The organism is Gallibacterium genomosp. 1 (genome assembly GCF_000771875.1).
Classification (GTDB): Bacteria; Pseudomonadota; Gammaproteobacteria; order Enterobacterales; family Pasteurellaceae; genus Gallibacterium.
The window spans coordinates 85,796-106,608 of the sequence record NZ_JPXX01000020.1 but is presented as its reverse complement, the minus strand read 5'-3'; the positions used below and the strand labels follow the sequence as shown (position 1 = coordinate 106,608).

Genomic DNA, 20,813 nt, shown 5'->3' with positions numbered 1-20,813 from the left:
CATAAAAATTTTATTGAATAGATTAAAATGATTTAAGAAAATATACAATATATATTTAAAATTTAAACGAAATTATTAATTTTCCCTATACTTTATTCAGAATTTGGCATAACTATTCAATTCAACAATACAAAGTAGGTTACTCAAGAGGCAATTAATGAACCAATTTGATGATTTAATAGAAAGAATGAATGAACTAGAAACGAAAGTCACTTTTCAGGAAAACACCATTGAACAACTTAATCAAGCATTGGTTGAACAACAATTCATCATTAATAAAATGCAACTACAGCTTCGCTATCTCGCACAAAAACTAAAAGATGTACAACCATCCAATATCGCAACTCAGACAGAAGAAACACCTCCACCACACTATTAACTATCAAAAAGATAAAAAACCTCTGCAATCAACAGACGCAGAGGTTTTTTCAAGCTATAATTCACTATTCGTCATCTTTCAAAGGAACAACCAACATATCAACATTGATATTGTTCATTACTTGACGAGTTGAGGACATTAATTTACTCCAGAAATCCTGGTGATGTCCGACAATAAGAATATCAACATCATATTTGCTTACGGCATCAGCCAACACTGTACCAAGATCGCCATTACCACATAATGTTTCGGTAACCGGATAACCTGCTTGTTTTGCCAATTCAACAAGGGCATCGTGAGTCTCATCGGAAATACGATCTTGCATAGAAGACATATTTACATCGATTAACCCGGTATAGAGGTCGGAAAAATTAACATCTACGTGAATAATAGAAAGTTTAGCTCCATTGTTTTTAGCTACTTGAACAGCTTTAGCTAGTAAAACATTACTTTCTTCAGAAAGGTCTACTGCGACAAGAACGTGCTTATACATAATGATTCCTCCATTTATAATCAGCTAATCGAATAAGCTATGATGTTATACTAACATTAAAATTAAGTGAAAAATTTGCGGTTGATCACGCTATTAAAAATTCAATACAAATTAATTCTAAAATGGAGTATTAAATGACAACAAAATTAGAAAAATTTGCCAAGATTATCGCTAAATTACGCGATCCGAACGGAGGTTGCCCTTGGGATCTAGAACAAACCTATCAAACAATGCCACCTCATATCCTTGAAGAAGCATATGAGGTTGTCGAAGCCATTAATCAAGATGATCGAAAAGAATTAAAAGAAGAACTTGGCGATTTATTGATGCAAGTCGTATTTTTAAGCCAATTAGCTCAAGAAGAGGGAACATTTACGCTCAATGATGTGATTGACGGCATTACCGATAAAATTATCCGGCGTCATCCACACGTTTTCGGTGAAATAAAAGCAGATAATAGCGAGGAAGTACTGAAAAATTGGGAGAATATCAAACAGCAGGAACGTTATAAAAAAGCACAATATTCCATTTTGGATAATGTGCCGATAGCACTCCCTTCTTTACTTCGTGCTGCTAAATTGCAAAAGCGTTGTGCAAAAGTAGGTTTTGATTGGTCAGAATTGGAACCAACAATACAAAAAGTTGAAGAAGAGTTACAGGAAGTTAGAGATGAGATCTTAAAACAACCTCAAAATCCTCAGGCAATAGAAGAGGAGATAGGTGATCTACTCTTTGCTACCGTCAATGTTGCTAGACATTTAAAACTTAATCCAGAAGAGGCTTTACGCAAAGCAAACTTGAAATTTGAACGTCGTTTTCGTCAAGTTGAACAACGTATTCTTGACTCTGGTCGCCAACTGGAACAAGTATCTTTAGCAGAAATGGATTTAATTTGGGATCAAATAAAACGACAAGAAAAACAAGAGGATCATTAACGTACTATGTTATTAAATCGTATTTATAGCTGGTTTGAACATCGGCTTAATCCTTATCCGGATGAAATGCCTGAAGTACCGAAACACGGATTAATTAAATTTATTTGGTCCTGTACCGAAGGAATGCGTGGTTGGATTTTATTACTCACCATTATGGTCATCGGTATCGGTGCAATGGAAGCCATTTTATTTCAGTTTATGGGGGTATTAGTGGATTGGTTATCACAATATTCACCACAACAATTATGGCACCAAAAACAGTGGCAATTAATCGCAATGGCGGCTTTAATGCTGTTCAGTATTCTTTGGTCATTCATTGCCGCCAATATCCATCTGCAAACTTTACAAGGCGTTTTTCCAATGCGGTTACGTTGGAATTTTCACCGTTTAATGCTAGGACAAAGTTTAGGTTTTTATCAGGATGAATTTGCTGGACGTGTTTCAGCGAAAGTAATGCAAACAGCACTGGCTGTACGAGATACGGTTTTGACGATTTCTGATGTGATGACCTATGTTATCGTCTATTTCATTACTTCCGGTGCAGTACTAATCGCATTGGACGGTTGGTTTGTACTACCATTTATTATCTGGTTAGTACTGTTTATCATAATTCTGAAAATTTTTATCCCAAAATTGGCATACACAGCAGAACGTCAAGCCGATGCCCGTTCTTTAATGACCGGTCGTATAACTGATGCTTACGCCAATATTACTACAGTCAAACTCTTTTCTCACGGTTTACGAGAAGCTAGTTATGCTAAACGCTCAATGAAAGAATTTATGGTAACTGTTCACGCACAAATGCGATTAGCAACCTCTTTAGAAACGCTCACCTATTTAACCAATATTCTATTAACACTCAGCACTGGTTTTTTAGGTTTATGGCTATGGAGCAGAGGCAGCACTGGGGTCGGTGCTATTGCTACTGCTATCGCAATGGCATTGAGAGTGAACAATCTTTCTCGTTGGATTATGTGGGAAGCAGCTCGTCTTTTTGAAAACATCGGTACGGTGAATGACGGTATGCACACACTATCCAAACCGCATACGATAGTTGATAAAATCAATGCGACTGATCTAGTCGTACATAAAGGAGAAATTAAATTTGAACACATTAACTTCTCTTATGAAGCAGATAAACCGTTGCTAACAGATTTTAATCTCACCATTAAACCGGGAGAAAAAGTAGGTTTAATTGGTCGTTCCGGTGCTGGTAAATCCACTATCGTAAACTTGTTATTACGTTTTTATGAAGCAGATCAAGGCAATATCACTATTGATGGGCAGAATATTTGCAATGTCCGCCAAGAAAGTTTACGTAGTCAGATCGGTTTAGTAACACAAGACACCTCATTATTGCACCGTTCCGTGCGTGAAAATATTATCTATGGAAGACCTGATGCCAGTGAAGAAGAAATGATCTCAGCGGCGGAACGTGCCGAAGCAGCTGGGTTTATTCCAACTTTAAGTGATGCACAAGGTCGCCACGGTTATGACGCTCACGTTGGTGAACGAGGTGTTAAGCTTTCCGGAGGGCAACGTCAACGCATTGCCATCGCTCGTGTAATGTTAAAAGATGCACCAATTTTATTATTGGATGAAGCAACTAGCGCATTGGATTCCGAAGTTGAAGCCGCCATTCAAGAAAGTTTAGATAAAATGATGGAAAATAAAACCGTTATTGCTATTGCACACCGTCTTTCCACGATTGCAGCAATGGATCGTCTCATTGTGTTGGATAAAGGTCATATTGTTGAACAGGGAACTCACAGTGAGTTATTGGCTCAAAATGGACTTTACGCTAAATTATGGAAACATCAAAGTGGTGGTTTTCTTAGCGAGAATTAACTCATTTTCAATCAGCAAAAATAAACAGAGGGCTTTGTATCGCCCTCTGTTTTCTCTTACTCTATTCACATCCATCTATTGAAGTTACTGTTTTTTACACTGTGTAATAATATCCAATTCCTTTTTATATACCGAAGTATTCGGGTTCATATCCATTAAACCAAATAAGGTACTGTATAAATTATCGTGTGAATAAGATCGTTGCTGAGCATTTTGCTCTAAACAATCAAAATCAATATTTTCATTCTGTCTAAAGCGATCTGAGAACCACATTATCATTGGAATTCGGGTTTGCTGTTCTGGTGCAATAGCATAAGGAGTGCCGTGTAAATAAACACCATTTTCACCTAATGATTCTCCGTGATCTGATAAATAATAAACAGCAGCTTCCAGTTCTGGATGAGATTCCATTTTCTTAATTACATTATCTAAAAACTGATCAATATATAAAATGCCATTATTATAAGTATTCACTAATTGTTCATTGCTACACTTCTGAATTTCATTAGTATCGCAAGTCGGTGTAAAACGGCGGTACTGTTCGGAATAACGCTCATAATAAGTTGGTCCGTGACTACCAATTGTATGCAAAACTAGCACTGTGTCTTTATGCGTTTTTTTAATTACATCATCAATATACGATAATAAAATATTGTCCAAACATTCACCATCCTTACAATACTGAGGATCATTGGTTGCCGTAATATCTTTATTCAGAACACGTTCACATACTCCCTTACAACCGCTGTCATTATCTAACCAGATCACTTCTACACCAGCACGCTGCAACACATCCAAAATATTATCTTGATGAGATGCCTTAACTGCATCATAACCATCTCTTCCCATACCCGAAAACATACAAGGCACTGAAAGTGCGGTCGCTGTACCACAACTGGAAACATTTCTAAAATTAATTATCTGTTTTCCTCGAGCCGCCAACAATGGTGTAGTTTGTGGTTGATAGCCATTTAACCCCCAATTTTGTGCTCGAGTAGTTTCACCAACAACCAATACTGTAAAGTGACGATAGTCATCCGGTTTTTCCTGTGCTGCATCCAAACCTAATTGTGTATACGGCATATTAGCTTCACGAATTCGTTTAATCTCATTAATACCAGCACTAATAAAATTAGAAGGTACAATTAATGCCGGCACACTTTTGTTATTTCGTACAAATCCAGCGTAATCCTGATAGAAGACTTTTGCAATACCAACAATCACAACTGCTGAAAGCAAAATTAAACCAATGCGATAAGCAATTTCTTTATACCAAACACGATAATCAACTTTCACCAATAAATATAATAATGCCGGCACAACGCCAAAGCCGATAATCCAAGCAATATAAGGCAATGTCATCATTCGGGAGCTTTCAGCAAAATTAGTCTGCAAAACATTTTCCAACATATCGGTTGTAAAATAGACATCTAGAAAAACTTCGCTATAACCAATCGCTGCACTGATGATCAACAACGCTGGTATAAGCACTTTATGCAATAATGGTAGTGCCAAAATTTGAAATACCGCATTCAACACAAAAAAGACAAAGAAAGGTACAGTTAATAAGAAGTAATCCCCTGCCGCACCGGTAAAAGGATGGATTGAAAGCACTTTTGCATAAAATGCATAATTTAAGATCAGTGTAAAATAGAGTGCAACCAAACCAATTAAGCTGGACGATCGCATTGACAATGCTATTTTCTGCATAAAATAAAAATTCCCTAATCTAAATAAATCTGCCACGCTTTGACAATGGTTTTAATCCAATAGTTCTATTGCATAATAAAAAACTGCACACGATGGTGCAGTTTTTTCTAACTATAACTAAAAGAGAGCTTAAATTTCCTGAATAATGCGATAAACCCAATTTTCTAGTGGATCGTTGATTTTTTTCATCTCAAGCCACATTTCTTCCAGCATCTCTTTCTTCACTGAAGTATAACGCTTGTCATAAAAGAGATTTTCCATTTCCTCAGGATCTCTGACGATATCATATAGTTCACAAACATCGCTGGCATTAAAAACTAATTTATAATCTTTACGCCGCCACATTCGCTGTTCAAAATAAACAAAATGTCCGGCTAACTGTGCTAATAAGCCTTTCCGATTATTATTTTTATGTTGCCTTATTATTGGTAATAAACTGGCACCTTCAAATTCGGTAGGTATAGGCTGATTGGCAACATCATATACCGTCGAAGTTAAATCATGCAGGTAGACTAAATTATCATCTCGTTGATTAATTCGATCGGATAATGGGTCTTTAATAATTAAAGGAATATTATAAGTACTATCAAACATAAACTCCCCTTTCTCAATCATTCGATGATGTCCCATTGCATCACCATGGTCTGCCGTTATTACAATAAAGCTTTCTTCATATAATCCTTTTTCTTTTAAAAATTTAAACAATTCGCCTATTGCATCATCAATCAATGTAATATAACCCCAGAATTTTGTGATAACCTCTTTCCAATGTGCTTCACTTGCTTCCCACATTCCCCACATTTTAGAAATAGTTCTATAATGCCCAGGCTTCCCTTCTAGCGGCTTAAAAAAACTTTTATCCAATATCACATCTTTTGGATCATACATAGAATAATAGGGTTCAGGAACAATGCAAGGCGTGTGAGGCCCCCAGAAATTTATCCAAGTAAAGAATGGCTTTCCCTCATCCAAAGACTCTTGAATATAACGCTTTGTTTCATCAAGCAGAAAATATGGAATAGTTTGTTCTTTAGAACCCGATAATAAACCACATAATTCTTGAACTCGTAAATGTGGATTATCACCAAAATAGGCTCGACTAACTTCTGGAATATCAAATCCTTTTTCCATTAGCCATGATTGATAACGATTAGAATGAGTAGGTGGCTGATCAAAAACAAGATTTTTGTAAACTCGACTACCTGGGTATCCATAACCATCAAAATTATGTCCTTTAATACCATAATCAGCAGGTACTGATTTTGTGCCTACATGCCATTTCCCAACCACATAACTATTGTACCCTTCAAGATGAGTAATATTAGGTTGATTAACATCCACTTCACCGCTACCACCTTTTTCACCATTTCTAATAATGCCGTGAGAAGAAGGCATTAATCCTGTGAATAAAGAGGTTCTTGCTGGTCCACATACAGATGCAGGCGTAAAAGCATTATCAAAACAAATTCCCTCTTTCGCCAATTTATCTATATTAGGCGTTTTAACAATGCTATGCCCATAAGGACCTAGCATATCCTTTCTTACTTGATCTAATAAAATATAAATTATATTACGCATATTTAGCCTTCTGTTTATTTTTTCCTACCACCATAAATAAGACAACTTGAAGAATCAAATATCCTCCAATAATCCATAATGGTTTACCATTCATAGAAGCTAGTCCAATAGGAGATAATAGTGCATAAAGTGTTATCAATCCTAAAATGAGCGATGCCACGGTAACATTGACATATTCCCAATTACTTAGGTCAACATTACTTTTATTTTCAGAATTATCTTGATAAGGTGTTTTTCTTCTTAAGAATATACCTAAAAACAACATCACAGCAACATCAAAGACAAATAGTGCAGCCATCACATAGACGAAATTAATTTTTACATTAAATACCCATACGATTAAGAAATATAAAATAACATGGAGAAGCAACGCAATTCTTGCTGCCAAGCCTGAAACAGTTTTATTAAATAATCCTACTGCAAATAAAGCAACAATAGGAATATTCACAAAGCCAGCAAAACGTTTAGTAATTAAGAAAATACCATCTGTACCAAACATTAATAATGGACCAATAATAATGGTAATAATCGCCATAAATGCTGAAACTTTTTTCGCATATGTAATCAATTCTGAATCACTAAATGTTTTTTTGCTAATTGAAGGTAATAAATCCTTACAATAAATTGTTGCTGCTGAATTTAAGAATGAATTAAATGTACTTAAAATAGCACCGAATAATGCAGCAACAAAGAAACCTTGTAATACAGTTGGCAATACTCGGTTGACTAATTCCGGGTAAGATAAATCAATTGGATTCAAACCTTCACCAATAATGTGGAAACTAAGCAGTCCTGGTAAATTTAAAATTATTGGTAACAGTAATAAAAATAAGGCTGCAATTAATATTCCTTTCTGCCCTGCTTTTAAATCTTTAGCCCCTAATGCTCTTTGTACTATTGCTTGATTGGTTGTCCAATAAAAGAAGTGAACTAACATAATACCGGTAAAAATTGTCGGCCAAGGTACGGCATCTGTCGCACTGCCTATTGCATTAAACTTCTCTACATGAGTGGTGCCAATAATATGCACCCCTTCCATAAAACTACCATTTCCTAAATAAATCAAGGCAAAAATAGGAACCAAAATAGCACCAATCACAAGAATAATAGCATTAATTGTGTCTGAAACTGCCACAGCTTTTAATCCACCAAATATCGCATATGCAGCTCCAACAACCCCAATAGCAATTATGGTATAAACAATAGATTCTCCATAACTAATATTAAAAGCCGCTTCCAAATTAAATATTTTATTAAATGCAATGGCTCCAGTATAAAGAGCTGTTGGAATAACAATAAAAAGATAGAAAACTAAAAAAAGACCAGACATAATTAAACGTGTCTGTCTATCAAAACGGTTTTCAAAAAACTCCGGAATAGTAGTATATCCGTTTCTAATATACTTCGGTAACAAATATACTGCTAAAAAGCATAATGGAATTACTGTAGGTACTGTCCAAGCTATAATTGAGAAATTACCAATATAGGAATTGGCATTCACACCTATAATTTGTTCTGTAGATAATGAAGTTAATATCATAGAACAGCCAATGATAAAGCCACTTAATCTCCTTCCAGCAAGGAAATAACCTTTAGAGGTTGACAAATCATCGTGTCTAGTTTTTAACCAAGAAATAAGTGCCACTCCCCCTGTCACTAATAAAAAACTCAATATTGTTAATAACATATTGCCTCCTATCCTTTCCAAAATATACATATTCATATACAAGAATAGAAGTTTTTATTTTTATTAGTTATGATAATAATCATAGTTAATATGTGAGAAAGATCACAAATTCTAAAAGTAAATTTTATAAGTAATATATTTATGTAACAATTTTCTGTTTTTTATTTCGGTTAACGAGATAACATACTCATTATCTCTCTTGTACTTCTACCTTGTCGAATAATATCCCGAATACGTGACATTATTGGAGCACTATGACGGAAAAAGAAGTGGTATGAAGGACATAAATAATTTTGTTTAAATTGTTCTCCTTTCAAAGAAACAATACGATGTTTCGGACATCCACCATAACAAAAATGCCGCACCTCACATTTCTGACATTGTTTTGTTAACGTTTCCAATTTAGCGTTACCAAATCTTATCTGTTTAGGTGAATTAACGATATGAGTTAATGATTGATGATTCACATTACCTATTTTATAGGCGGGGTAAACAAAATGATCACAACTATAAACATCACCATTTGACTCTAATATCATCGCTCTACCACAGGTTTCCTGATGAACACAACTTCTTGATGGAAATCCTAACCATTGACCTAATAAATCATCAAACATATTAATAAAAATATGACCTATATCCTCTTTGATCCATTCATTAAATACATCCAATAAAAATTGCCCATATCCTTCTGCAGGAACAGAAAATGGTGTCATTCGATAGTTTTTACCTGGATTAAAATCTTGTCGTTGTGCTGAATAATTAGCAACTTCCACAATAGGAATAAATTGCATAAAAGTCGAGCCCAATGCTTTTAATGCTTGATAGGTTTCCTTTCCTTTATTCCAATTACGATCATTTACAACAGTTAACGTATTAAAATCAACTTGATATGCTTTTAATAATTCAATAGCGTGCTTTACGCGAGCAAAAGTAGGTTGCCCATTGATAGAAATGCGATATTTATTATGCACCTCCTCTAGCCCATCAACCGAGATTCCAATTAAAAATTTATTATCTTTAAAGAATTCGCACCATTGCCTATTTAAAGCCATCCCGTTAGTTTGAAAACTATTGCTAATTTGTTTAGTTCCAGCAAATTTTGATTGTAGGCTAACCACTTTCCTAAAAAAATCTAATCCCAATAAAGTTGGCTCACCGCCTTGCCACATAAAATCAATTCGTTCACCTGGAAATGAATCAATATAATTTTTAATGTAATTTTCCAATGTCTGTTCCGTCATTGAATTGATATGACGCGTAAACACCTGTTCTTTTTGTAAATAAAAGCAATATTCACATTTAATATTGCAATGAAAACTACTGGGTTTCGCCATCATATGGAAATAAATTTTTTTCTGTTTCGACATAAAATTAAAGCTCTCAAATAACATAATAAATTTAAATGAGTTGTAACAATAACATATATGATGCGATAAGAAGTAGAGTTAAACCTAATAACTTTTGGGATAATTCAGGCTTCAATTTACCTCGAATTTTCATAGAGAAGAAACTCATTACAAATGAGCTAAGCACAACAATTACAACAATACTAAAATTCACATAACCAACTTGCCATGAATGAGGGATAATAATACCTGGCGATTTAGATAAATAGCCATACAAATTACCAATACCTCCAATTACCATCATATAATTTGTATATACTGCGATTTGTCTAATATTGATACTTGGCAATTGAGCAATCAAAGGCGACATAATAGATCCACCGCCAATACCTGTGATACCTGCTATTCCCCCACCTAAAAAGCAAGCTAAAATACCTGGCAATGTATCGTTACTTTGCTCACGTTTTTTTCTGTCTCCTTTTATATCCAACAAGGTTTTAAGTGCTAATAACACTAAAGTTACAACAAAAATAGTCACAATGACGAAATCTGACACATCAAAACTAAGGTAGAAGCCAAGCTGCACCCCTACAATCATAGCCAATGACCAAAAAATCATCTTTTTTTTATCAATCTGAATTTTTTGTTTAATAAAATAGATTAAATTGATCACTGAAGTTCCCATTACAATCGTTAAAGAAGTCGCCGCAACCATCTGCAAAGGCATCTCTGGGAACATCGTATGCAACACTGGTACCATCAAAACGCCGCCGCCAATTCCAAATAAGGCAGACATCAGATTAGACAAAAATCCACATACGACTAATGTAATAATAATCGGTAAAGTCATATTCCATCCTAATAATTTTTCTTTATTATGAATGAGCTTTACACAATAACTTTATGATCATCATCATATTGATAAGTTATAAATATATAACCATTCACAATATAATACCCTATAAAAATTTGTGAAGTATCTCACAATAAGTTTATGATAATTATCATAATTATTTGGCTCCATTGCTTTTTATACTCAAATCATTATTAACTTTCTCACATAGTAGAAAAACTTTATGAAACAGAATCATCTTATGGAATATTATGTTGGTATTGATATTGGAGGCACTAATACTAAAATCGGTATTGTGGATAATCATTGTAATATCCTCATTGAACGCTCTATCAAAACACTATCCATACAAGGTGCACAACAAACATTTGCTCGTATTTGGCAGACAGTACAAGATATGGCAAATGCATTGAATATCTCTACTGATCAGCTACTCTGTATAGGTTTAGGCATTCCCGGTTTAGTCGTAAATCAGGCAATTATCTCGCGCGCCTCAAACTTCTCTTGGGGAGATAACTTTAACGCTAAACAATTAATGGAAGATATTTCTCAAAAATTCGTGAAAGTCGAAAAAGACGTGAATAATATCGCTTTAGGAGAATTATTATTCGGTAGTGGTCGGGGCTTTAATAATATTATTGTCATATCTATTGGTACGGGGTTGTCCGCCGGTATCATTATTGATCAAAAAATCTTATCTGGAGTAAATGGTTGTGCCGGTGAGTTTGGTCATATTGTGGTTAATGAAAAAGGATTAAAATGTGGTTGTGGTTTAACCGGATGTCTTGAAACTTATGCCTCTGCCACTGGAATTCTTAGAGAAACTAAAAGACTAATACTTGAAAAGAAAGTAGGAATGTTGAGTGAACAATTCTATCATCACTTATCTGACTTAGAAGTCAGCCATATATTTGATTTTTACAATAAAAATGATGAAATTGCGATTGAAGTAATAGAAAATTTCTGCAAATATTTAGCTTACGGATTGGGTGTATTGTTAAATACAGTTGATCCAGAACTTGTGATTTTAGCTGGAGGCGTTTCTAAATCAGCAGATTTAATCATACAAAAAGTAAAAATATATCTAACTCGTTATGCATTATCTACATCTTTAGAGAAAATCAAAATAAAACACTGTCAATTACTTGATTCTGCTGGTATAAAAGGCGCTGCATCACTCGTTATTAATGACTATAGGCATAGAACACACAATGAATCAAATATTATCTCCTTATGACTTGAAGTGTTGTCAATGTACCCCTTTACATACAGTACCAAAAGGCACAGTACTTTATCTTCAAGGCGATTCATCACACGAATTTTATTTTGTTGAAAAAGGGTTAGTTGGTCTATATCACATGCTAGAGAACGGCAAAGAAAGCTTAGTTAGAATTTATAAACAAGGCGATTATTTCGGTTTTAGAACGCTCTTTGGCGATGGTACATACCACTGTAGTGCAAGGATCTTAAAAAAATCTGAAATTATTAGGATTACACCTCAAGATTTAGATAACTTTTTTTTAGAAAATCCCCATACTGTCCATATGCTATTTCAAATACTGGCAAATGAACTAAGAGATGCTGAGAGTAGGCTAGCAAAAAGTGCTTATCTAAAAAGTTTAGATAGAATTATTGATAGCATCTGTTTTCTTAATGAAAACTTCCCTGAATATAATTGGACAAACCGTGAAATTGCAGAGTACACAGGTTGTGAAACCGAAACAGCAATCCGAATTACTAAAGAATTACGGCGTAAAAATCTACTCTAAATCATAAAAAACCTGTTTCTTTATAGAAACAGGTTTCTTTTTATTTTTCACTACATACTCTTGGGAAGAAAATCTCATTTTCGAAATAAATATGCTCGTGAAGATCGGCAATAAATTTCTCAATACCGCTGTAAAGCGCTTGCCAAGTGCCACAAGCTCCCTTAGGAAGCGTTAAATTACGCGTTAAAGTTAATAATGTTCTCACATCTTCTTCCGCTTCATCGTGTTCTGCCAACATTACTTGAATCGGCATTCTTGCCATTGCATATTGACCAGCTTTAATCATTTGGAACAGAATCTGCTCTTCTTTCCGCATATGCATATCAAGATCTTGATAAATTTTATCTAAAATAGACGAACTGCCTGCCGGGCAATTCGGACTGTCGGCGTGAACCTGTTCAACAGTTTGTGCCAATTTGATTAACTCCGGCAACTGTTGACGATGACGTTGGTGATAACCGTTTTCCACAAAAGCAATCACTTCGTGATAATCTGCCGTACACCATTTTTGCATATCTGAATCAGAAAAATAATTTTGTTGAGACGCTGCTGTCATAAATCTCTCCTCAGAGGTTATAAGGGCAATATCTGACTAAAATAGTAAGGTTTACTGCTCACAAAAACAATTACCCAATATGGTGTATTTCTTTTACTGCTTAAAATAACCACTTTGCTTAACGATATTCTTTATTCTTTTGATAAATAAAATTGATGAAATTAGCCGATCTCTATCTTTTTCTAGTACAATAGCTTGGTTTTGGTAAGTAAATATTTAAATGTTGATAGGTGTTTTGTGACTATTTTTCAAAATCTTATTGTTATTGTTGCTTTAATTGCCGCTTCAAGTTTTCTTTCCATTTCAGAAATTTCGATTGCCGGTGCACGCAAAATCAAATTAAAGCTTATTGCGGAAAGTGGCGATGAACGAGCAAATAAAGTATTGTTTTTACAAGAAAATTCAGCTGATTTTTTTGCCGCCTCACAAATTGGTTTAAATGCGGTTGCTATTTTAGGAGGTATCTTAGGGGAGTCTGCATTTCGCCCCTATTTTGTCAGCTTAGTTGAAGAGTTTTATCAGGGAGAATGGGCGGAAACAATCGGATTTACCTTATCATTTTCATTGGTAACTTCTCTCTTTATCATCTTTGCCGATTTAATGCCTAAACGTATGGCAATGATTGCACCAGAAAAAATTGCAGTGACATTGATTCACCCAATCAATATTTTTATTCTGATCTGTAAGCCTTTTACTTGGATCATCAATTCTATTGCTAATACTATTTTTCGTCTTTTCAAAATGAATATTAACCGTGAAGATAACATCACTTTCGATGATATTTCTGCGGTTGTAGATGCAGGAGCACAGGCAGGAGTATTACAACAGCAGGAACATCATTTCATTGAAAATGTGTTTGAGTTGGAAGAGCGTACAGTGCCGTCCAGTATGACCACTCGAGAAAATGTGGTCTATTTCACCTTAAAAGAATCTGAACAAAGTATTCGTCAAAAAATTGCTGATTATCCATATTCCAAATTTTTAGTTTGTAACGAAAATATTGATCAAGTCATTGGTTATGTCGATACCAAAGATATTTTGGTAAAAATTTTAAATAATCAATCAATGATCCAACTTAATGAATCAACTATTCGCAATGTTTTGATCATTCCAGATACCTTAACTTTATCAGAACTATTAGACCGTTTCCGTGCAACTAAAGAGAAATTTGCTGTAGTAATGAACGAATATGCATTAGTCGTCGGGGTTATTACATTATCAGATATTATGATGACAGTAATGGGAGACTGGGTTGCTCCTATTGAGCAGGATCAACAAATCATTAAACGTGATGAAAACTCGTGGTTAATTGAAGGATCAACGCCAATTGAGAATGTAAAACACGCTTTATCCATTAATATCGATTTTCCTGAATGGGAAAATTACGAAACCATTGCTGGATTTATGATGTATCGTTTAAGAAAAATTCCTCGTCCGGCGGATGCAGTCGAATTTGAAGGATTTAAATTTGAAGTTGTCGATATTGACCACTATAAAATAGACCAGTTACTAGTAACTCGTATCACACATCCACCATTGAAGATTAAAGAAGTTAGCGAATAATCTCAAAATGCCTACTTTCCGTAGGCATTATTTCTCTATATTCTCTTGATAATTTGACAACTCAATTAAATTACCATCAGGATCACGCAAATAAACAGAATGAATTTTTCCAACCGCACCTGTACGCTCCACAATACCAGCTTCGATGCTTAAATTCTGCTCTTTTAAATAACTCAGCACTTGTTCTAACGGTTCAGATACAATAAAACAAAGATCCGCACTTCCAGCCTGCACTTGTTTAGCCTTTGGCTCAAATTCTTTTCCTAATTGGTGCAAGTTAATTTTTTGTTGTCCAAACTGCAACGCCACTCTGCCACCCAAAAATAACTGCTTCTTCATTCCCAACTTTTGATAAAACGCCACTGAAACATCAATATCTTTAACGGTTAAAACCAAATGATCCAAATGAGTTATTTTGAGCATATATTCTCCTAATATCTATATAAATAATCCGCACATTTTTGTGCGGATTATTTACTTCTAGGGCTTAACCAACCATTTTAGGCTGTTGAAACACCGTAACCGCAGGGGCTTCACCGATGAATTTTTCTACCTGAACAATACAAGTATTTGGCGAGTTACCCTGAGCGAGTTTTGACGTACCTTCATCACGAGTTAGCACATTCGGACAACCGTTTTTACATAATGGTTTATCGGATTGTCCAAGGTCTGCTGGATCGTACCAAGCCCCTTCGTGCAAGGCTACTGTGCCTTTGATAATTCCATCAGTAACCACAGCCCCTGCCAGCACTTGTCCTCGTTGGTTATAAATTCTCACAATATCACCATCAACAATACCACGCGTTGCCGCATCATCTTTGTGGATCAACACTGGTTCACGATCATTCACGGCATATTTTTGACGTAATGAAGTATGCGCAAGCTGGCTGTGCAAGCGGTAATATGGGTGTGGCGTAACTAAAGCTAAAGGTGCTTCTGCGGTGGTGTTGCCAGCAAACTCTGCCGGTTCCATCCAGCTTGGATAGCCTTTGCAATCGTCATAATTCATTTTGGCTACCACATCAGAATAAATTTCAATTTTACCTGATGGTGTACCCAATGGATTCAACAATGGGTCATTGCGGAACGCTTCGTAACGCACCCATTTTTTCGCTTTTTCATTGGCTTTGAAAGTAATCGGTTTATTTTCTTCCCAGAATTTCTCAAATTTAGGCATTAATACACGGTTTTTGCGTGCCGCATCAAATGCGGTTTGGTAGAAACCTTTGAGCCAATCCATTTCTGATTTATTTTCGGTGAATTGTTCTTCAACACCTGCACGCTTCGCTAATTCGGTGAAGATTTCATAATCACTTTTCGCTTCAAATTGCGGTGGCACAACTTGTTTCATTGGGTAGATATTCATCATTGAATAATCGCCTGACATTGTTAAGTCGTTACGCTCATAACTGGTGGTTACAGGCAATACAATATCAGCCATTCGTGCCGTTGGCGTCCAGTTTACTTCATTCACAATAAAGGTATCTGGCTTATGGAAAGCTTTCACTAAAGTATTGGTATCTTGATGATGCACAAATGGATTACCACCTGCCCAATAAACTAATTTAATATCAGGATAGGTAATTTCCGTGCCATTATATTGAATCGTTTTGCCGGGGTTAAGTAAAGCATCTGCAATTCGAGCCACAGGAAATGCCATTTTTGAGGTTTCATCAAGCCACGTTTTTTCCCCTGCTTGTACGGCTGGATTTGCGGTGATCGAACCTAAAATTCCGCCTGTTGCGGTTGGTACGCCACCATTGGCATAGTGATAACTAAAGCCGAAACCGCCGCCCGGTAAACCAATTTGCCCGAGCATAGAAGCTAGCGTTACCATCATCCAGTGGCTTTGCTCACCATGGCGTTGACGTTGCATTCCCCAACCGCCCATTAACATTGTGCGTTTAGTCGCAAAATCATTGGCAAGTTGTTTAATCACCTCTACTGGCACGCCAGTTAATTTACTCGCCCAGGCGACATCTTTTGACTGCCCATCTATTTTGCCTAATAAATATTCTTCAAATTTATCATAGCCTGACGTGTATTTTTTCAAGAAGGCTTTATCGTGCTTGTCTTCACTCACTAATGTATATGCAATCCCTAGCATTAGTGGTACGTCAGTTGCCGTATTAATCGGAATCCACTCTGCACCTAAAAATTCGCAACTTTCGCTACGCACAGGATCAATACAAATAATACGTTTGCCGCTCTCTTTTAATTTTTTGAAATAGGCTAAGCCTTCTTGATCCGTAGATGTCCATGCAATGCGTAAAGTTGTGAGTGGATTTGCCGACCATAACACCACAATCTCTGAGCTTTCTAAAATGGTTTCCCAGCTGGTTTGTTGCTCATAAACTTCAATTGTGCCTAAAACGTGCGGCATAATCACTTGTGCAGCCCCAGTTGAATAATCCCCTTTTGAGCCAACAAAACCACCCGTTACATTAAGGTAACGATGTAGCAAGGTGCGTGCTGCGTGTAGTGAGCCTGAGCTGTACCAGCCATAAGATCCAGCATAAATCCCTGTTGCACCGTAGCTATCTCTCACCCGTTTCATCTCTTTTGCCACAAGATCAAACGCCTGTTCCCAAGATACGCGCACCCATTCATCACGTCCACGCAAAGTAGTATCTTTGTTGCCTTCTAAATAGCCCTTACGCACCATTGGATATTTAACACGGGTTTCGCTATAAAGCTGATCGGCAACCACAGACTGCAACTCATTGGTTAAAGGCGCAGGAATCGCAGGGCCTGATTTCACCACTTTACCCTCTTCCACAACCACGCCTAAAGGCCCCCAGTGTGCCGCAGTAACCACCGTGCTTTGTTCTGCTGCCACTGCTTTAGAAGATACCAACGATCCTACTACCCCACCTGATAAAGATGTTCCAGCAAGACCTAATGAAGAATGTTTAATGAAATCACGACGGCTTACATTGATTTTGTTTTGTTTTCTCATATTGAACCTCGTCAAATGATTTTTCACGTTCCATATACAATAAAAATTTTAACTTGGAAATATAACGTGAATATTAAAGTTGCGACACCTTTCTAAAACGAGTGGCATAATCATTTCTAACTATACCATTGTGCATTAAGCAGGCATTGCTTCCATATCTTTCGACTTAGGATCACAAGCTCGGAGTCAACCCTTTTCAGCTATCGATAAAACCGATAACATCAAAATCTCTCTCATTTCTATGCTTTATTTTTGAGAAACAATCATATCCTTACCATTACGTTGCAAATAAATTGTTAATGTGCGTACATCGTCCCCTGATAAAGAGGTACGATCTTTCATCGAATTTACCACGCCAATCCATTGATTGGCAGTATAATGATCTGCTCCAATCGGTGCGTGGCAACCACTACAATAAGTTTCATTCAAATTTTTACCAAATTGATTAAGTGCTGTTAAATTTGCCGTTAAATTATTTTTCGGTACAGCAACCACAAAGCGGATTTCTTTCCATTCTGACGCAGTTACCTCATCATAAACAGAACGCAAAATCTGAACGCTGTCTTTTGGCACGTCTTCTAACAACGCCACCATAATGCGTTTTCCTAAATTTTGATAAACAATGCTTTCCGCTCCCACTTGCTGCCAGCCTGTTAGCGTAGCTTGCACCTGATAGCCTGTCATTTTCCAATCATTTAGTTCCGCATAAGGCATTAAGCGAACACTGCCTCCGTCAACAATATTAGCATTACTCATCGCAAGGCTATATAAAGTTTTATCCTGCGGACTAAATTCACCACCGTGTTTACTTAATTCACCACTGGCTTCTTGATTATCAATTTCCATCTCAGGCATAAAATGCACTATGCCTTTATGGCAATCAATGCACGTTTGGTTGGTTTCCTGTGCTATTTTATGCATTTTCTGTGCCGCTTCTGACTGCTCTGAAAGCACCATTGCTTCCGCACTATGACAACTTTTACAAGTGGCAGAATCGTTTTCTTTCATCTCCGCCCAAACCTGTTTCGCCATTGCTAAACGATGAGTTTCATAGGCTTCTTGATCTGGCAATTTATCGACCACAACGGTATTCCACACATCTTTTAACGCCATCACCTTGGTTTTCACATAATGAAATGCGGAATCTTGCGGAATATGGCAATCTGCACATTCCGCACGAATGCCTTTACGGTTGGAAAAATGTACACTGCCCTCCCACTCTTCTTTCGGAATATTCATTGAGTGACAACTCACACAAAACGCTGTTGTGCTTGTTTGTTTCATCACATATTGTGTAACAGCTAAAATTACACCACCTAATATCACACCTATTAAACCGACGAACAAAAGTTTTTTATTGAGTTTCACTCCAATCCCTCACATTTAATTAAATACTTATTATAAATATAGGTAATTATATTAATCATTATGATCAACTCAATAAAGTAACATATGCTTTTCCAACAAATAATATAAGATATTGATTCAACTCAAAATTAATGAAATGAAATGTAGACTGGTTAAAGAAAGACTTTTGTCGTGTTGAAAGTAGAAATCTACAACTTGTTGTTTAAAGTTTTAGTTATATTTGGTCATAAAAAATCTGCACCTCTATTGTTGGATAATAAGTCCAACTTTAGGGGTGCAGATCATAGATAAGGCTTTTTTGACAAAATAAAAATCGAAATTGGATTATTCTGCTTCAGAAAGATCTAATTGCTCCGGAGAAAGAATAATGCCGGTTAAATCTGCATATACGAAATCTTCCGGTAAGAAAGAAACACCACCAAAGTTGACAGGAACATCCACTTCACCACTCGTCTGCTCATCTGCAGAAACCGGAATAGGAGCCAATGCCTGAATACCGATATTGATGTTTTCCAACTGGTCAATTTGACGTACTGCACCATAAACAATAATACCTTCCCAGCCGTTATCTGCAGCTAATTGAGCCAATTCAGCATCAATCAACGCTCGACGTACCGCACCACCACCATCGATTAATAACACTCGTCCCTGCCCCTCTTCTTCCAACATCTCAGCGATTAAACCATTACTTTCAAAGCATTTAATGGTTGTAATTTTTCCTGAAAAAGCTGAAACGCCTCCAAAGCTAGAAAAAATCGGGTCTACAACATCAACTTGATCCAAGTAAATATCGCAAAGTTCTGATGTGTCAATTCTCATCGCATTTTCCTTTTTTCAAAATGAACCGGGATTATCCCAAACAAAGTCCTAAACTAAAAATAATATTAAATAATAGTGCTAATTTAGCCATTTGTGCAAGCATTGGACGTAATTGCAGAGCATCTTGATGATTCATCACAAAAACAGCGTGTTTAGCTAATAGTGGGAACACTAAAATAAAAATAAAACTATACCAGTGTTGAAAATGATAAAGTGCAAACAGCAATGCAAACAATGCAGCCAAAAAAATCAGACTAATATGATAATAACGCCCCGCAACAGCACCGATTCTCACAATTAGGGTATTTTTCCCAGATTTTCTATCTTGCTCAATATCTCGTAAGTTATTGATATTTAAAACAGCAACAGCTAAAAGTCCAGACATCATTGCCGGCAATATCATTGCCCAATTTAAAAGATGTGATTGCAAATAAAAAGTACCGCACACACCGAGCAATCCAAAGAAGATGAAGACAGATACATCACCTAATCCCATATAACCATAAGGTTTTTTACCAACGGTGTAAGTAATGGAAGCAATAATCGCCAAAATACCCAACACTATAAATGCCAACACATCATTCCACGTTTGGCAAGCTACTGCAATCAATGCCACACCGGAAATCATACTGGCAAATGTGACTAGAATTAATCCTAACCGCAATTGGGAAAATGTAATTGCTCCTTGTTGAATCCCACGTAATGGTCCAATTCGTTCTACGGTATCTGAACCTTTTATATGATCGCCATAATCATTGGCAAAATTGGACACAATCTGCAATAAAGTTGCAGTAATCAATGCCAATAAAGCAATAGTAGCATCAAATTGATGATAGTAATATGCCAATGCCGATCCAGTAACAATTGAAGCGATTGCCAATGGCAACGTTTTCGGTCTTGCGGTTTCAAACCACATTTTGCATTTATTTGATTCCATTATTTCTCTA

General features: G+C 36.2%; 18 protein-coding genes and 1 riboswitch. Of the genes, 6 read left to right on the top strand and 12 right to left on the bottom strand.

The window, feature by feature from the left end:
- Positions 1 to 157 precede the first annotated feature (157 nt).
- Positions 158 to 379, top strand: a complete 222-nt coding sequence (locus tag JP36_RS07260) for a SlyX family protein (RefSeq protein ID WP_039173476.1) — start codon at positions 158 to 160, stop codon at positions 377 to 379.
- 64 nt (positions 380 to 443) lie between these two features.
- Here JP36_RS07260 and uspA read toward each other — a convergent pair whose 3' ends face one another.
- Positions 444 to 872, bottom strand: a complete 429-nt coding sequence (gene uspA, locus JP36_RS07255; RefSeq protein WP_039087649.1) for a universal stress protein UspA — start codon at positions 870 to 872, stop codon at positions 444 to 446.
- 134 nt (positions 873 to 1,006) lie between these two features.
- Here uspA and mazG point away from each other — a divergent pair, with 134 nt between their 5' ends.
- Both mazG and JP36_RS07245 read left to right on the top strand, forming a co-directional pair.
- Positions 1,007 to 1,807, top strand: a complete 801-nt coding sequence (gene mazG, locus JP36_RS07250; protein ID WP_039133359.1) for a nucleoside triphosphate pyrophosphohydrolase — start codon at positions 1,007 to 1,009, stop codon at positions 1,805 to 1,807.
- A gap of 6 nt (positions 1,808 to 1,813) precedes the next feature.
- Positions 1,814 to 3,655, top strand: a complete 1,842-nt coding sequence (locus JP36_RS07245) for an ABC transporter ATP-binding protein (protein WP_039173473.1) — start codon at positions 1,814 to 1,816, stop codon at positions 3,653 to 3,655.
- Between the two features lie 84 nt (positions 3,656 to 3,739).
- Here the strand turns inward: JP36_RS07245 and JP36_RS07240 are convergent, their stop codons facing one another.
- From JP36_RS07240 to JP36_RS07220, 5 genes are all read right to left on the bottom strand, one after another.
- Entirely contained in the window at positions 3,740 to 5,365 is a 1,626-nt protein-coding gene (locus JP36_RS07240; RefSeq protein ID WP_039173470.1) for a phosphoethanolamine transferase, read from the bottom strand.
- Positions 5,366 to 5,494: 129 nt separating this feature from the next.
- A complete protein-coding gene (locus JP36_RS07235; RefSeq protein ID WP_039133366.1) occupies positions 5,495 to 6,943 on the bottom strand; it encodes a sulfatase-like hydrolase/transferase in 1,449 nt (482 codons plus the stop codon).
- Positions 6,936 to 8,630, bottom strand: a complete 1,695-nt coding sequence (locus JP36_RS07230) for a solute:sodium symporter family transporter (protein WP_039133370.1) — start codon at positions 8,628 to 8,630, stop codon at positions 6,936 to 6,938. Before JP36_RS07230 ends, JP36_RS07235 begins: the two co-directional genes overlap by 8 nt.
- A 170-nt stretch (positions 8,631 to 8,800) precedes the next feature.
- Entirely contained in the window at positions 8,801 to 10,000 is a 1,200-nt protein-coding gene (locus tag JP36_RS07225; protein WP_039133374.1) for an anaerobic sulfatase maturase, read from the bottom strand.
- 31 nt (positions 10,001 to 10,031) lie between these two features.
- Complete coding sequence (locus tag JP36_RS07220; protein ID WP_039133377.1) at positions 10,032 to 10,829, bottom strand: sulfite exporter TauE/SafE family protein; 798 nt, start codon at positions 10,827 to 10,829, stop codon at positions 10,032 to 10,034.
- Positions 10,830 to 11,055: 226 nt separating this feature from the next.
- On the opposite strand from JP36_RS07220, the gene JP36_RS07215 reads away from it, so the two are divergent.
- Positions 11,056 to 12,069 carry an ROK family protein gene (locus JP36_RS07215; RefSeq protein WP_231924179.1) on the top strand — a complete coding sequence of 338 codons (1,014 nt, stop codon included), beginning with the start codon at positions 11,056 to 11,058 and terminating at the stop codon, positions 12,067 to 12,069.
- Positions 12,044 to 12,601: a Crp/Fnr family transcriptional regulator gene (locus JP36_RS07210; protein ID WP_013745747.1), complete on the top strand. Its 558-nt coding sequence runs from the start codon at positions 12,044 to 12,046 to the stop codon at positions 12,599 to 12,601. The genes JP36_RS07215 and JP36_RS07210 overlap by 26 nt, the downstream gene beginning before the upstream one ends.
- 40 nt (positions 12,602 to 12,641) lie before the next feature.
- Here JP36_RS07210 and JP36_RS07205 read toward each other — a convergent pair whose 3' ends face one another.
- Entirely contained in the window at positions 12,642 to 13,157 is a 516-nt protein-coding gene (locus tag JP36_RS07205) for a hemerythrin domain-containing protein (protein WP_039173468.1), read from the bottom strand.
- 237 nt (positions 13,158 to 13,394) lie between these two features.
- Here JP36_RS07205 and JP36_RS07200 point away from each other — a divergent pair, with 237 nt between their 5' ends.
- Positions 13,395 to 14,720, top strand: a complete 1,326-nt coding sequence (locus JP36_RS07200) for a hemolysin family protein (RefSeq protein WP_039133386.1) — start codon at positions 13,395 to 13,397, stop codon at positions 14,718 to 14,720.
- 27 nt (positions 14,721 to 14,747) lie between these two features.
- Here the strand turns inward: JP36_RS07200 and JP36_RS07195 are convergent, their stop codons facing one another.
- The 5 genes from JP36_RS07195 to JP36_RS07175 all read right to left on the bottom strand — a co-directional run bounded on the left by JP36_RS07195 (position 14,748) and on the right by JP36_RS07175 (position 20,803).
- Positions 14,748 to 15,143: a VOC family protein gene (locus tag JP36_RS07195; RefSeq protein ID WP_039173464.1), complete on the bottom strand. Its 396-nt coding sequence runs from the start codon at positions 15,141 to 15,143 to the stop codon at positions 14,748 to 14,750.
- 64 nt (positions 15,144 to 15,207) lie between these two features.
- Positions 15,208 to 17,679: a trimethylamine-N-oxide reductase TorA gene (gene torA, locus JP36_RS07190; protein WP_039173460.1), complete on the bottom strand. Its 2,472-nt coding sequence runs from the start codon at positions 17,677 to 17,679 to the stop codon at positions 15,208 to 15,210.
- A gap of 69 nt (positions 17,680 to 17,748) precedes the next feature.
- A riboswitch (molybdenum cofactor riboswitch) is annotated at positions 17,749 to 17,877 on the bottom strand.
- Positions 17,878 to 17,925: 48 nt separating this feature from the next.
- A complete protein-coding gene (locus JP36_RS07185; protein ID WP_039173457.1) occupies positions 17,926 to 19,047 on the bottom strand; it encodes a NapC/NirT family cytochrome c in 1,122 nt (373 codons plus the stop codon).
- Positions 19,048 to 19,371: 324 nt separating this feature from the next.
- Positions 19,372 to 19,866: a ribonuclease E activity regulator RraA gene (gene rraA / locus JP36_RS07180; protein WP_039173454.1), complete on the bottom strand. Its 495-nt coding sequence runs from the start codon at positions 19,864 to 19,866 to the stop codon at positions 19,372 to 19,374.
- A 31-nt stretch (positions 19,867 to 19,897) separates the two neighbouring features.
- A complete protein-coding gene (locus JP36_RS07175) occupies positions 19,898 to 20,803 on the bottom strand; it encodes a 1,4-dihydroxy-2-naphthoate polyprenyltransferase (RefSeq protein WP_039173452.1) in 906 nt (301 codons plus the stop codon).
- Positions 20,804 to 20,813: the final 10 nt, after the last annotated feature.